Origin of the sequence: Pseudomonas sp. NPDC096917 (assembly GCF_044762555.1) — a bacterium.
Taxonomy (GTDB): domain Bacteria; phylum Pseudomonadota; class Gammaproteobacteria; order Pseudomonadales; family Pseudomonadaceae; genus Aquipseudomonas.
The window spans coordinates 75,040-88,832 of the sequence record NZ_JBIWEO010000001.1 but is presented as its reverse complement, the minus strand read 5'-3'; the positions used below and the strand labels follow the sequence as shown (position 1 = coordinate 88,832).

At 58.0% G+C, this 13,793-nt stretch carries 15 protein-coding genes; 11 read left to right on the top strand and 4 right to left on the bottom strand.

Annotated elements, in window-relative coordinates:
• Positions 1-43: 43 nt before the first annotated feature.
• On the bottom strand, positions 44-868 hold the full coding sequence (gene cysQ / locus ACIQYF_RS00455) for a 3'(2'),5'-bisphosphate nucleotidase CysQ (protein ID WP_402855262.1): 825 nt from the start codon (positions 866-868) through the stop codon (positions 44-46).
• Positions 865-1,431 (bottom strand): ADP compounds hydrolase NudE, encoded by a 567-nt coding sequence (nudE, locus tag ACIQYF_RS00450; protein ID WP_402855259.1) that lies wholly within the window; start codon positions 1,429-1,431, stop codon positions 865-867. Before nudE ends, cysQ begins: the two co-directional genes overlap by 4 nt.
• Positions 1,432-1,519: 88 nt before the next feature.
• On the opposite strand from nudE, the gene yrfG reads away from it, so the two are divergent.
• Positions 1,520-2,182: a GMP/IMP nucleotidase gene (gene yrfG / locus ACIQYF_RS00445; RefSeq protein WP_402855256.1), complete on the top strand. Its 663-nt coding sequence runs from the start codon at positions 1,520-1,522 to the stop codon at positions 2,180-2,182.
• Positions 2,183-2,301: 119 nt separating this feature from the next.
• Here yrfG and lysM read toward each other — a convergent pair whose 3' ends face one another.
• Positions 2,302-2,742, bottom strand: coding sequence for a peptidoglycan-binding protein LysM (lysM, locus tag ACIQYF_RS00440; protein ID WP_402855253.1), 441 nt, complete (start codon positions 2,740-2,742; stop codon positions 2,302-2,304).
• Positions 2,743-2,807: 65 nt separating this feature from the next.
• Here lysM and ACIQYF_RS00435 point away from each other — a divergent pair, with 65 nt between their 5' ends.
• The 5 genes from ACIQYF_RS00435 (at position 2,808) to ACIQYF_RS00415 (ending at position 8,871) form a co-directional block, all read left to right on the top strand.
• Positions 2,808-3,695, top strand: coding sequence for a LysR family transcriptional regulator (locus tag ACIQYF_RS00435; RefSeq protein ID WP_402855250.1), 888 nt, complete (start codon positions 2,808-2,810; stop codon positions 3,693-3,695).
• Between the two features lie 94 nt (positions 3,696-3,789).
• A complete protein-coding gene (fdhD, locus tag ACIQYF_RS00430) occupies positions 3,790-4,629 on the top strand; it encodes a formate dehydrogenase accessory sulfurtransferase FdhD (protein ID WP_402855247.1) in 840 nt (279 codons plus the stop codon).
• On the top strand, positions 4,626-6,974 hold the full coding sequence (locus ACIQYF_RS00425) for an FdhF/YdeP family oxidoreductase (RefSeq protein ID WP_402855244.1): 2,349 nt from the start codon (positions 4,626-4,628) through the stop codon (positions 6,972-6,974). Before fdhD ends, ACIQYF_RS00425 begins: the two co-directional genes overlap by 4 nt.
• Before the next feature lie 247 nt (positions 6,975-7,221).
• On the top strand, positions 7,222-7,695 hold the full coding sequence (locus tag ACIQYF_RS00420) for a glycine zipper domain-containing protein (protein ID WP_402855241.1): 474 nt from the start codon (positions 7,222-7,224) through the stop codon (positions 7,693-7,695).
• Positions 7,696-7,944: 249 nt separating this feature from the next.
• Positions 7,945-8,871 (top strand): hypothetical protein, encoded by a 927-nt coding sequence (locus ACIQYF_RS00415; protein WP_402855239.1) that lies wholly within the window; start codon positions 7,945-7,947, stop codon positions 8,869-8,871.
• Positions 8,872-9,018: 147 nt separating this feature from the next.
• On the opposite strand, the gene ACIQYF_RS00410 is transcribed toward ACIQYF_RS00415, so the two are convergent.
• Positions 9,019-9,483 carry an Lrp/AsnC family transcriptional regulator gene (locus ACIQYF_RS00410; RefSeq protein WP_402855236.1) on the bottom strand — a complete coding sequence of 155 codons (465 nt, stop codon included), beginning with the start codon at positions 9,481-9,483 and terminating at the stop codon, positions 9,019-9,021.
• A gap of 240 nt (positions 9,484-9,723) precedes the next feature.
• On the opposite strand from ACIQYF_RS00410, the gene ACIQYF_RS00405 reads away from it, so the two are divergent.
• From ACIQYF_RS00405 to ACIQYF_RS00385, 5 genes are all read left to right on the top strand, one after another.
• Complete coding sequence (locus ACIQYF_RS00405; protein ID WP_402855233.1) at positions 9,724-9,978, top strand: hypothetical protein; 255 nt, start codon at positions 9,724-9,726, stop codon at positions 9,976-9,978.
• A gap of 115 nt (positions 9,979-10,093) precedes the next feature.
• On the top strand, positions 10,094-11,860 hold the full coding sequence (locus ACIQYF_RS00400) for a GspE/PulE family protein (RefSeq protein ID WP_402855230.1): 1,767 nt from the start codon (positions 10,094-10,096) through the stop codon (positions 11,858-11,860).
• A gap of 101 nt (positions 11,861-11,961) precedes the next feature.
• Positions 11,962-12,882 carry an SPFH domain-containing protein gene (locus ACIQYF_RS00395; RefSeq protein ID WP_019408394.1) on the top strand — a complete coding sequence of 307 codons (921 nt, stop codon included), beginning with the start codon at positions 11,962-11,964 and terminating at the stop codon, positions 12,880-12,882.
• A 3-nt stretch (positions 12,883-12,885) separates the two neighbouring features.
• Positions 12,886-13,335, top strand: a complete 450-nt coding sequence (locus ACIQYF_RS00390) for an NfeD family protein (protein ID WP_402855227.1) — start codon at positions 12,886-12,888, stop codon at positions 13,333-13,335.
• 65 nt (positions 13,336-13,400) lie between these two features.
• The gene (locus tag ACIQYF_RS00385; RefSeq protein ID WP_402855224.1) at positions 13,401-13,715 is read left to right on the top strand and encodes a DUF2388 domain-containing protein; all 315 of its coding nucleotides are present in this window, start codon (positions 13,401-13,403) and stop codon (positions 13,713-13,715) included.
• Positions 13,716-13,793: the final 78 nt, after the last annotated feature.

Below are 13,793 nucleotides of genomic sequence, written 5' to 3'. Positions count from 1 at the left end.
TAACGCTCAACAGATCGCAGCCTGCGCCTGCCCCACAAATAAATCAGCTCTGCGCCAAGGCTAACAAACGCTCACGCCATGGCGCCTTTGCAGGCAAGGCCAAAAACCAGTCATTAAGCAACGATTCGCGCGCCGGGTAGGTGAACGGCTCACCATTGAGTTGCAGCACCACGCCACCCGCACCTTCGAGCACGCCTTGAGCGGCGGCCGTGTCCCATTGCGAGGTCGGCGCCAGACGCGGATAACAATCGGCCGCACCTTCAGCCAACAGGCAGAACTTCAACGAGCTGCCAATGTTGGCCATTTCTAACGAACCAACAGCCGCTTCCAGCCCTGCCAGCAAGCGCTCTTGCTCAGGGCTTGAATGTCGACGGCTGGCAACCACGATCAAGGCCTCACCGGCAGGCGGCGTGTTGCGCACGCTGATGGCCGAAGTCTCGCCAGCCTCTTCACGCCACGCGCCCAAACCCGCGCCGCCGTAGTAGCAACGACCACTGGTGGGCATCGAGACCACACCAAACACCACGCGCCCCTGTTCGATCAGCGCAATGTTGACGGTGAACTCCTCGCTGCCCGCGATAAATTCCTTGGTGCCATCCAGCGGGTCAACCAGCCACCAACGCGTCCAGCTTGCGCGAACGCTTTGCGCGATGTTGGCGTCTTCCTCCGAGAGCACCGGGATGCTCGGGTCCAGCGCAGTCAGGCCGTCGAGCAAGATGTGGTGGGCCGCCATATCGGCCGCCGTGACCGGCGAATCATCATCCTTGGCGGTCACCGCTACATCCATGCGCCAGAACGGCAGAATCGCGTCGCCCGCACGGTGCGCGAGTTCGATGACGGGGGCCAGCAAGGGATGCGCAACACTCACGACTGGAACACTGCGCGCTGGGTCAGCAGATCACGCACCAGGTAAAGCGCGGCCAATGCACGGCCTTCGCTGAACTGCGGGTTTTGCACCAGGTTCGACAAGTCGCGCAAGTTAACCCGATCAACCCGCATCGGTTCAGGCTCATCGCCTTCCAACCGCTCTTCATACAAATCAGTGGCCAATACCACCTGAATTTTTTGGCTCATGTAACCCGGAGACAACGACAGTTCGGTCAAATGCTCAAGCTGACGGGCGCCGTAGCCCGCTTCTTCTTTGAGCTCACGCTCAGCGGCAGCCAGCACGTCTTCGCCCGGCTCGATCAGGCCTTTGGGCAACGAGAGCTCATATTCGTCAGTCCCGCCGCAATATTCTTCGACCAGGATGGCGTGTTCGTCGTCGATCATCGCCACGATCATGACTGCGCCATAACCGTTGCCACGCCCCACCAACCGTTCGTAAGTACGCTCAACGCCATTGGAAAAGCGCAACTGCACTTCTTCGACCCGAAACAATCGGCTACTGGCAACAATTTCACGGGCAAGTACGGTGGGTTTTTGGCGCATAGCGGCTCCTCAATATGAACGGGTTACTATACCCCGGCTTTTCCGATTGTCTGAGTCGGATGTTTTTCTACTGCGGGAGAAGTTTTGCATGACAGCGTTACCTTGGCGCGACATTGATACCGTTCTGCTGGACATGGACGGTACGCTGCTCGACTTGCACTACGACAACCACTTTTGGCTGGAGCACCTGCCGCAGCGCTATGCCGAACTGCATGGCATCAGCCGCGCCATGGCGGATCTGGAGCTGACGCCGCTGTTTGAAAACAATGCGGGCCAGTTGAAGTGGTACTGCCTTGACTTCTGGAGCCGCGAGCTGGCTATCCCGGTGCGCGAGCTCAAGCTGGAAACGGCGCACCTGATTGCCCTGCGCACCGATGCCGATACCTTTTTAGCGGCGATCAAACAGGCTGGCAAGCGGGTGATTATGATCACCAACGCGCACCGTGATTCGTTGTCGCTGAAACTGGAGCGCATCGAACTGGCGCCGTATTTTGAGCGCCTGATCAGCTCCCACGATTACGGCTTCCCCAAGGAAAGCCCGGCGTTTTGGGATGCCTTGCAAGCCGACATTGGCTTCGACCCAAGCCGCAGCCTGTTTATCGACGACACCTTGCCGATTCTGCGCAGCGCCCGCGAATTTGGGGTAGGCCATTTGTTGGCCGTCAAACAGCCCGACAGCAAAAAAGCCCCCAAAGACACTGAAGAGTTTGAGGCATTGGAGGATTATCGCGAATTGCTGGAAGGCCTTTGAACACCACGGCACCACCAATCTTGGAAGTGGGCTGGCTGGCGATAGCATCGACGCGGTTGTTGTGACAAACCGCATGGCCTGCATCGCGAGCAAGCCCGCTCCCACAAGCGTGCGTGGGTTTACTCAGGAATACGCAGCGTTTGCCCTGGGTAGATTTTGTTCACATCCTTGAGCAGCGGTTTGTTGGCTTCAAAAATCTTGTTGTACAGGTTGGCATTACCGTACACCCGAAGCGAAATCGCACTGAGGGTGTCGCCTTTCTCTACCACCACAAATCTGGAGGCCACTACCACCGGGCCGGTGACGGTGATGTTGTCTTCAACACTGGCCACACCCGCAATGTTGCCCGCCGCCAGGATGATTTTTTCTTTCTCTTCTTGAGAGGCTACCTCGCCGCTTACCGTTATCTTGTCGCCGTTCACTTCGGCTTTGATATTAGGATTACCCAGCCCCACCTGTTCCACGTGCTTTTTAAGCTCGTCACTGGCATTGGCATTACCCGGTGTCAGCAGGTCGATCAATTTTTCGCCAGCTTCTTTCACAAAGCTAAAAATACTCATCAGTCACGCTCCTAGGGTTGAGATATCCAGATCCGTAAGCGTAGACCAACATTCGCGGAGCCACGATGGACATCAAGCAGCTGAAATTCCTGATTGCCCTCGATGAAACCCGGCATTTCGGTCAGGCCGCTGCCCGCTGCCATATTACTCAGCCGACCTTGTCGATGCGCTTGCGCAGCCTTGAGCAGGAACTTGACCTGCAATTGGTCAATCGCGGTCAGCGCTTCGAAAGCTTTACCGCCCCCGGAGAGCGCGTGCTGGCCTGGGCCCGGACGGTGTTGGCCGCCTACGATGGCCTGCAAGCCGAAGCCGCCGCCTGGCGGGGCAATCTGATTGGCACATTGCGTCTGGGTGTGGTGCCGCTGTCGAGCTTTGATCCGCTGCCTCTATTGCAGCGCCTGCATCAGGAACATCCTGAATTGCGCTTTGAGTTATCCGCACTCAGTTCCGAGCAGATCCTTGAACAGTTGGCCAGCAACCAGCTGGACGTGGGTGTGTCATACCTGGACCGCCTCGACCATGAGCGCTTCGACTCCCAGGCGCTGGGTGAAACCCGCATGGGGCTGCTTTACGACCAACGGCACTTCGACTTTGGTGAGCAACCCTTGAGCTGGGAGGCATTGATTGAACTGCCACTGGGCCTGCTCAGCGGCAGCATGCACTTTCGTCAGTCCATCGATCACAACTTTCACAGCCGAGGCCTGACGCCGCATCCGTTGTTACAAACCGATGCCGTTCATCAACTTCTGCAAGCGGTGCACGGCGGCTTTTGCTGTGCGGTGATGCCCTTGGACGGCGGGCTGCAAGCACTCACGGACGACTTGCGCCTGCACCCCATCGAAGACGCTAAAACCTTGGCACGGCTGGGCTTAATCATGCGCCGCGAGGCCCCGCGTTCGGCATTGGCCGAGGCCTGTTTCGCGCTGTACCAGCAATCACTAAACCCCTCTTGATCGACAGCATCTATCAATAGATCAACGCTAGCGATTAGACGCGACAGAGTGTCGCGCCTAGGCTTAGGGTCAGATCACCCGTTGGTAATGCCCTATGAACGCCAAGCGCCCCCTGTGCGCGGCGCCCGCCACAACAACGCCCGCGCCATCTGCCAGCCAGACGTATCACTACGTCACGCTCGACCACAGCTGCGTTGCTGAAACAGCCTTGGCGGAAGAAGTCGCCCTTGCGATTGCCTATAACGGCATCAGTCAGGCCGTGATGCTGGTCACCCCCACCGACCTTGAAGACTTTATTGTCGGGTTCAGCCTGGGCAGCGGGATCATTCATCACGCCAGCGAAATCTACGATCTCAAGCTCACGAGTTCAGGCTCGGCGCAGTATGCACACGTCGAAATCGCCAGCCGGGCGTTCTGGAACCTCAAACAACAACGCCGACAACTCGCGGGCACCAGCGGCTGCGGTTTGTGTGGCGTCGAAGCGGTCGAGCAGGCGCTGCCCGACCTTGACGTACTGCCCGGCGCTGCGTTGCCGCCCGCTCAATGGCTCGACGGCTTGCGCCAGCGCATCAGCGCGTTTCAGCCGCTGGGCCAACACTGCGGCGCCGTGCATGCGGCTGTTTATATGGATGGCAAAGGCGCATTGCTGATGGGCCGCGAAGACATTGGCCGACACAACGCCCTCGATAAATTGATTGGTGCATTGGTGCGCCAGAACATCGATCTGACCGGCGGTGCAGCCATTGTCACCAGCCGTTGCAGCCTTGAACTGATTCAAAAAGTGCTGCGTGCCGGGATTCAAACCCTGATCAGCCTGTCCTCGCCTACTGGCCTGGCACTGCAATGGGCCCGTCGCCATAACCTCAACCTTATTCATCTGCCGCAAAAAAGCGCGCCACGGGTTTACAGCCCGGTGCAGGAGATTCAACCATGAGCACTCATCATCAAGCCGACAAACCCCCAACGCCGCGCTATAAGCCCTATACCGGCCCGGCGGGTGGCTGGGGTGCGCTGATCAGTGTGGCTCAAGCGTGGTTGACCAGTGACAACGCGCTGAAAAACCTGCGCATGATGCTCAAGACCAACCAGAACGGCGGCTTCGACTGCCCCGGCTGCGCATGGGGCGATTCGCCGGAAAGCGGCCTGGTCAAATTCTGCGAGAACGGCGCCAAGGCGGTGAACTGGGAAGCAACCAAGCGCCGCGTGGATGCTGCCTTCTTCGCCAAACACAGCGTGAGTGCGTTGCTGGAGCAAAGCGATTACTGGCTCGAATATCAGGGCCGCCTGACCGAGCCGATGCGCTACAACGCCGAGACCGACCATTACACGCCGATCAGCTGGGATGCCGCCTACGCCCTGATCGCCAAGCATTTGCTGAACCTGTCGAGCCCCAACGAGGCCGAGTTCTACACCTCGGGGCGCGCCAGCAACGAAGCGGCTTATCTGTATCAGTTGTTTGTGCGCGCGTTCGGCACCAACAACTTCCCGGACTGTTCGAACATGTGCCACGAGGCCAGCGGCGTGGCGTTGGCACAAAGTATCGGGGTCGGTAAAGGCACCGTGACCTTCGACGACTTTGAACATGCCGACGCTATTTTCGTGCTCGGTCAGAACCCCGGCACTAACCATCCGCGCATGCTCGAACCGTTGCGCGAGGCCGTTAAGCGCGGCGCTCAAGTGGTGTGCGTCAACCCACTCAAAGAACGCGGGCTCGAACGCTTCCAGCACCCGCAGCACCCGCTGGAAATGCTGACCAACGGCGATCGCCCGACCAACACTGCTTACCTGCGCCCGGCCCTGGGCGGCGATATGGCGCTGTTGCGCGGCATGGCCAAGTTCCTGCTGCAATGGGAGCGCGACGCACAGGCCGCAGGCGAGCCGGCCGTGTTTGATCACGCCTTTTTGAATGAGCACACCTCTGGCGTGCTCGATTACATCTCCAGCCTGGACGCCACAACCTGGGAGCACATCGTCGAGCAATCAGGACTCACCCTGGTCGACGTCGAACGCGCCGCCCGCATGTACCTCAAAGGTAAAAACGTGATCATGTGCTGGGCGATGGGCATCACCCAGCATCGCCATTCGGTACAAACCATTCAGGAAATCGCCAACCTGATGCTGCTGCGCGGCAATATTGGCCGCCCTGGCGCAGGTTTGTGCCCGGTACGCGGCCACAGTAACGTGCAAGGCGACCGCACAATGGGCATCAACGAACGCCCTCCCGTGGCCTTCCTTGACTCGCTGGAGCGCCGCTTCAAATTCAAAGTCCCGCGTGATAACGGCCACAACGTGGTTGAAGCGATTCACGCCATGCTTGAAGGCCGGGCCAAAGTGTTTATCGGCCTGGGTGGCAACTTTGCCCAAGCCACGCCAGACAGCCCGCGCACGGCCCAGGCGCTGCGCAATTGCGACCTGACCGTTCAAATCAGCACCAAGCTCAACCGCAGCCACCTGATGCATGGCAAAGAGGCGCTGATTTTGCCGTGCCTGGGCCGTACCGACATCGACATACAGGCCGAAGGTCCGCAGGCGGTGACCGTTGAAGACTCGTTCAGCATGGTCCACGCCTCTAATGGCCAACTGAAAGCGCTGTCGCCTAACATGCACTCAGAGCCTGCAATCATTGCCGGGATTGCGGCTGCCACACTGGGCACGCATCCGATTGACTGGAACTGGGTGGTAGCCGACTACGGGCGCATTCGTGACTTGATCGCCGATACCATTCCCGGCTTCAAGGACTTCAACACCCGTGTCCAAAACCCGGGCGGTTTCTACCTGGGCAACTCTGCGGGTGCTCGGCAGTGGAACACCCCGACCCAGCGCGCCAACTTCCGGATCAACGAATTGCCGCAAGACCTGGTGGATGCCCGCACGCGTGCCACTGGGCAATTGCCTGACCTGATCCTGCAATCGATGCGCTCGCACGACCAGTACAACACCACCATTTATGGACTCGACGACCGTTATCGCGGGGTCAAGGGCCAACGTGACGTGCTGTTCGTCAACGAAGCCGACATCATCCGCCTAGGCTTCAAGCCGGGGCAGAAAGTCGACATCGTTTCGATCTGGGATGACAAGCATGAGCGCCGGGTGAAGAACTTCACCTTGCTGGCGTTTGACATTCCCGCAGGTCAGGCAGCGGCCTATTACCCGGAGGTCAACCCGCTGGTGCCGCTGGAAAGCACGGGGGATGGCAGCCATACGCCAACGTCCAAGTTCGTGGCGATCTGCCTTGAAGCGGCGAGCCCTTCGAAGCTGATTATGGCGAAGGCGAGTTGAAAAAAAGTGCCCTCGCAGTGAGGGCACATGGTTTGACACCCGCTGCCCGCGTGTAGGAGCGAGCTGGCTCCTACAGCGCAAAAGTGGTCTATCCGAATAGCTAACAGACACTCTAAAAGTTATTAAGTTCCCTATAAAAAACAATATGTTAGATAATTGTGTACAACTCGTGTTACTCGTCGGATTCCGATTGTAAGCAAACCTCTCCAGCCTCAGGATCACGCCGTCATCCTTTTAAGGCTCACCTATGAAACTCACCTCGATTCTTTTGTTGTCCCTTGGCCTGGTCAGTGGCGTAGCCTCGGCCGGTGGCACCACCGAAGCCGGTGTAGGCGGCGCATTAGGCGGGGTGCTTGGCGCCGTAGTCGGGCAACAACTTGGCGGTTCCACAGGCTCAACCATTGGCGCAGGCGTCGGCGGCGCGGCAGGCAGTGCTGTGGGTGCAGATAAACGCAGCCGTGGCGAAGCCGCCATTGGTGGCGCACTGGGCGCAGCTGGCGGCAACGTGCTGGGTCGCGGTGTCGGCGGCAGCACCGGCGCACTGGTCGGCTCAGCCGCTGGCGGGGGCGCCGGGGGCGCGTTAGGTAATTACATGGGCAATAAAAGCGATGCCGACGATCGCCGCTCCAGTCAGCGCGATAACCGACGCTACTCCCGCGACGATCACCGGGGCCGTGGTCATGCCTATGGCCATCACAAAAGAAAGCATCACCGCGATTGATGCCATCAAACGGGAGACCTCAGGTCTCCCGTTTTTATTTGTGCACAACCACCCCGCCCATCAAATTGTTTCAGTGCATTACGCCCGCCTGTTTCAGCCTGAATCATGCACGCTGCATGACTGCGCTTATTGCTCGAAAACCTAACTCATTGAAAGTTATTACTTTTATGACAAATTAATAGTTGGCACAGCCCCTGCAATTTCCTGAGCGAAGGTTGCACTACATACCACTTCAGGAGCACAACAATAATGATCGGGACTTCAGAGCACTATCTCGCAGCCCAGCAAGATTCCTCTAGCCACTCAGGTGTTTCCTGGGCCGCTATCTTTGCTGGCGCCGCAGCCGCTGCCTCACTTTCTCTCCTGCTGATCATGCTGGGAGCTGGCTTGGGGTTTTCTGCCGTATCGCCGTGGGCAGGCGAAGGTATTGGCGCCAAAGGCTTAGGCCTGACCGCAATTATCTGGCTGGCCGTCACCCAGATCATTGCCTCGGGCATGGGCGGCTACTTGGCAGGTCGTTTGCGGGTCAAATGGTCCAACATGCATGGCGATGAAGTGTACTTTCGCGACACTGCACACGGCTTTTTGTCATGGGCAGTCGCCACGCTTGTCACAGCAACTTTGATTGCAGGCTCTATAAGCAGCGTTATCGGCAGCGGCGTGCAAGCCACCGCCAACGTTGCCTCGGGCGCTGTGACCGCTGCGAGCAGCGCCGCCGGTGCACACGCCAAAAATGGTGCAGGCGACAGCTCAGACTATTTCATCGACACGCTGTTTCGCGATGATCGCGGCACCGCAGTCAGCGAAGACGCCGCCCACGGTATTGTGACCCGTATCTTTGTACGCAGCCTGAGCAACGACGGCCAACTGAGCACCGAAGACCGCTCCTACCTGGCTCAAATCGTTGCGCAACGGACCAATCTGACCCAGCCAGAAGCTGAGCAACGGGTTGATCAGGTCTACGCCAAGGCACACCAGGCCGTTGAAGACGCCAAGGTTAAGGCTAAAGAGGCTGCCGACACCGCCGCCAAAGTGGCTGCCTGGACCACCCTGTGGATGTTTATCACGCTGTTGCTGGGTGCATTCTTTGCCAGCCTGTTCGCCACCTTCGGCGGTCGTCGCCGTGATGCTGTGACCTACCTTGATCGCCCAATCACCCCCTCAGTTGATCGTTAATTCTGGAGAATAAAAATGCGCTCACTTCTGCTGTTTTTCCTGGGTATCCCAATCCCGATCATCATTTTGATTGCGCTGTTTGTTCACTGACAGCCAGGTGTAATCCCTGATAACGGCCTCCCCAGTGGAGGCCGTTTTGCTTTCGGATCAAACCGGCAAACACGTGGTGGACTTGATCTCGGATAGCGCAACAATTGAGTTCACTTCCTGAATTCCCGGCACCATTGACAGTTTTTCAAAGAAGAAGCGCTCATAGGCTTCAATGTCTGCGGTAACGATACGCAGCAAAAAATCCACCGACCCCATCAGCACATAACATTCCAGCACCTCGGGAAAACCACGAATGGCATCGGTGAACTCGGTGAAGTTTGAGCGCCCGTGGGCGTTGAGTTTGATCTCGGCAAATATCTGCGTGTTGAGGCCGATTTTCTTGCGGTCCAGCAAGGTGACTTGCCCACGAATAATCCCTTCATCCTTCATTCGCTGAATGCGCCGCCAGCACGGTGATTGCGACAAACCCACCTGTTCGGCGATCTGTGCACTGGACAGCGAGGCGTCCTCTTGCAGCAGTGCCAGGATGCGCCGGTCGAAAGTGTCTAGCTCGCCCTGCATAAAAATACCTTCAAATAAATAAGTGACGACTTAATCAAGTCTTTTAACCGCTTAATAAATGCATCTTAGATAAGAAATACCCAGCACGGCGTGTAAACATTTCTGCAGCCTAATCAGGAGTCATCGAATGCCGCCTCTGGAAGCCGTCCACACCTCAACCCGCCCCGACGTTTGGGCCAGCCATGCGGCGCCGTGCGCGGTGCTGTTTCGGATTCAGGCCGAGGCAGACGCCGATGTGCTGTGCTGTTTCGGATTCAGGCCGAGGCAGACGCCGATGTGCTGTGCCGGGTACTTAATCTATTCGCCTTGCAGCAGTTGATCCCTCAGCAAATCGCTGTAGTGCGCGATCACGACAGCTTCAGCATCGAAATTCTCAGTGATGAGCAAAGCTGGCACCGTGCCCAAGTGATTGGCGAAAAGTTGCGCAATCTGATCAGTGTGTTCGACATGACGCTGCAACCGGCTCAGCCCGCCATGACCGCACTCACCGGGTAACAGTTCGCAACCATTGAGCAACCCAAGACCTGTTCTGGGTGACTAGGCTTCAAGCTTCACGGTGCAGATACGCATACATCCGCGCCGGTATTTGAAGCCGTCCCCTGGAGCATTTATGCGCAACGCCTCGCCCCATGATCAGTGGCTAAGCCTGAAACAACTGCTGCCCGCCCTGCTCGCCCAAGGCCGCCTGAGCCAAGGCTGCGCTGAACAGGCATTGATCGCCAGCCGAGAAACGCTCAACAGCCACCTTCACCCGCTGGTATTTCTGGCCAATCAACACCTCGATGACCCCAGCCGCCCCGGCAAAACCCTCGACATCGAAACGCTGACCGCGTGGCTTGCTGTGCAGTACAAGCAGCCCTATCTGCGCATCGATCCACTGAAGATCGATGTCGCGACGGTCACCGGGCTGATGTCTTTTGCCTTCGCCCAACGGCATAAAATCCTCGCTGTGGCAGCGGATGAAGAGGCCATCACCATCGCCAGCGCTCAACCCTGGGTCAGCAGTTGGGAAGTCGACCTCAAGCATGTGCTCAAACGCCCCATCAAGCGCGTAATTGCCAACCCCCTGGAGATCGAGCGCCTGAGCGTGGAGTTCTTCCAACTGGCTAAGTCGGTCACGGGGGCGGCACTCAATAATCAAAAAACCAGCACCCCGTCCAACCTTGAGCAATTGCTCACCCTCGGTACCAGCAGTCAGGAGCCCGATGCCAACGACGCGCACATTGTGAATATCGTCGACTGGCTGTTTCAGTACGCCTTTGAGCAACGCGCCAGCGATATTCATATAGAGCCGCGTCGCGAGCAGGGCTGTGTGCGCTTTCGCATCGACGGGATGCTGCACAACGTCTACCAGTTTCCGCCTCAGGTCACGATGGCCATCATCAGCCGCCTCAAAAGCCTGGGCCGGATGAATGTCGCCGAAAAGCGCAAACCCCAGGACGGCCGAATCAAAACCAAAACCCCGGCAGGCGCGCAAGTAGAACTGCGACTCGCTACCCTGCCGACCGCCTTTGGCGAAAAAATGGTGATGCGTATTTTCGACCCGCAGGTGCTGCTCAAAAACTTCGACCAGTTGGGGTTCAGCGCCGAAGACTTGCAACGCTGGGAACACATGATCCACCAGCCCAATGGCATCATCCTGATCACAGGCCCGACCGGCTCGGGTAAAACCAGCACGCTCTATGCAACGCTCAAGCAACTGGCCACCCCGCAAATCAACCTGTGCACCCTGGAAGACCCGATCGAGATGATTGAGCCCGCCTTTAACCAGATGCAGGTGCAACCCAATATCGACCTGACCTTCGCCAACGGCGTGCGGGCGCTGCTGCGACAAGACCCGGACATCATCATGCTCGGCGAGATACGCGACCTGGAAACCGCCGAAGTCGCCATTCAGGCCGCGTTGACCGGGCATCTGGTGCTTTCGACCCTGCACACCAACGACGCACCGAGCGCTATCAGCCGCCTGCAAGAGCTGGGCGTCGCCCCCTACTTGATCAAAGCCACGTTGCTGGGCGTCATGGCCCAACGGCTGGTGCGCACCCTGTGCCCGGAGTGCAAGACCGAGCAACCCATACTGCCAGGCGACTGGCAAAGCCTAGCTCCGACCTGGGCCAATCCCCCGCCGACTCATACGTGCCGGGCCAATGGCTGCTTGGAATGCCGGGACACCGGCTACAGCGGACGCGCCGGAGTGTACGAAATCATGCAGATGAGCGACCGCCTTAATGCCCTGATCGGCCCACAGACAGACATCAACACCCTGCGCCTTGAAGCGTGTGCCGAAGGCATGCGCCCACTGAGAATCGCCGCAGCCCATAAAGTGACCAACGGCATGACCACTCTGGAGGAAGCATTACGCGTAACCCCGGCGTAGTTGAGTTATGTTGACTAAAATTTAAACAGTTGAGCTGTTTGCATGCAGGCACTCTGCGCCGAGGGCTTCCCTCGTCGATACATCACAAACAAGGAATGGTTATGCAAGTAGGTACTGTGGTTCTGTTATTTGTCGCGCTGGCGATCGCCGTGCTCTTTATGGGGTTCAAGGTCGTGCCGCAAGGTTACCAATGGACCGTTGAGCGCTTTGGCCGCTACACCAATACCCTTAAACCCGGCCTGAACATCATCATCCCGGTCATGGACCGCATCGGGCGCAAAATCAACGTGATGGAAAGCGTGCTGGACATCCCGCCGCAAGAGGTCATCACCGCCGACAACGCGACCGTGCAAATTGACGCTGTGTGTTTTTTCCAGGTAGTCAACACGGCCCAGGCCGCCTACGAGGTCAACAACCTCGAACACGCCATTCGCAACCTGCTACAGACCAACATCCGTACCGTGCTTGGTTCGATGGAACTGGACGCGATGCTCAGCCAGCGTGACGGGATCAATGAAAAACTGCTGCGTACCGTCGATGAGGCCACCGCGCCTTGGGGCATCAAGATCACCCGTATCGAGATCAAAGACATCAGCCCGCCGGCAGATCTGATGGCCGCGATGAGTGGTCAGATGAAAGCCGAACGGATCAAGCGCGCGCAAATTCTGGAAGCCGAAGGCCTGCGAGCCTCAGCGATTTTGACGGCCGAAGGTAAAAAGCAGGCTCAGATTCTTGAAGCCGAGGGTGGTCGCCAGGCAGCCTTCCTTGAATCCGAAGCCCGCGAGCGCCAGGCCGAAGCAGAAGCCCGGGCAACGCAGGTGGTTTCCGAAGCCATTGCCACCGGCAACGTGCAGGCGATCAATTACTTTGTGGCCCAAAAATACATCGATGCACTGGGCAAACTGGCATCGGCCAACAACAGTAAAGTCATCCTCATGCCGCTGGAAGCCAGCCAGGTCATCGGCGCAGTAGGCGGCATCGGCGAAATCGTCAAAGCCACCTTTGACAACAAAAAGGCCTGATACATGTGGGAGTTCCTGCAAAACCTGAGCTACTGGGACTGGCTGGCACTGGGTACCGTCCTATTGATTCTGGAAGTGTTCGGCGCCGGTGGGTATCTGCTGTGGGTGGGGCTTGCCGGGATCATCGTCGGAGCAGTGACCTTTCTGATACCCACGCTGTCCTGGGCGCTGCAACTCCCGCTGTTTGGCGTGCTGGCTATCCTTACGGCGGTGTTCTGGTGGAAGCGCCAACGCAACACCATCGCCCACAGCGATCAGCCCGAACTCAACAGCCGTGGCCACGAATTGATTGGCCGTACGTTTGTCGTGCAGCAAGCGATTGTAGACGGACGAGGCAAAATCAAAGTCGGAGATGGGGTCTGGATGGCTGTAGGACCTGACGCCGAAGTCGGAACGCCCGTGCGCGTCATAGCGCAAAACGGCACGGTGCTAAGCGTAGAAATTGCGACATAACATTACGGAACTCCGGGTCGTTAACTACAATCAAACAGGTAGCTAATCTATTCGGAGTTACCGTCATGCGCCTTAAATATGCTGTTGCTGCTATTGCCCTGTTGTCCCTCCCTGTTGGCTCTGCCATGGCCGACACTTTCTGGCGTAACGTCTTGTCCTCTGGGGCGACCACCGGTTCCACCTACCTGACGTTCAAGAAAGACCGCAAAGTGATTGCCGCTCAAGATGATGCAGGCAGCTTTGTGGCCAGCAACGGCGAAATTCGTGGCCCCTACCTTGAATCGGCCATGCAGCAAGTGCGCGCCGACAACCCGAATCTGAAAGTCAGCGACATGGACCTGGCTAACGCGATTCTGGTTAAAAACGCCACGGCCGAGTAAAGACGCACAACACCTGTAGCTGCTGCCGCAGGCTGCGATACGGTCCGCAGGCGCTTCGCTTTGGGGCTGCTGCGCAGC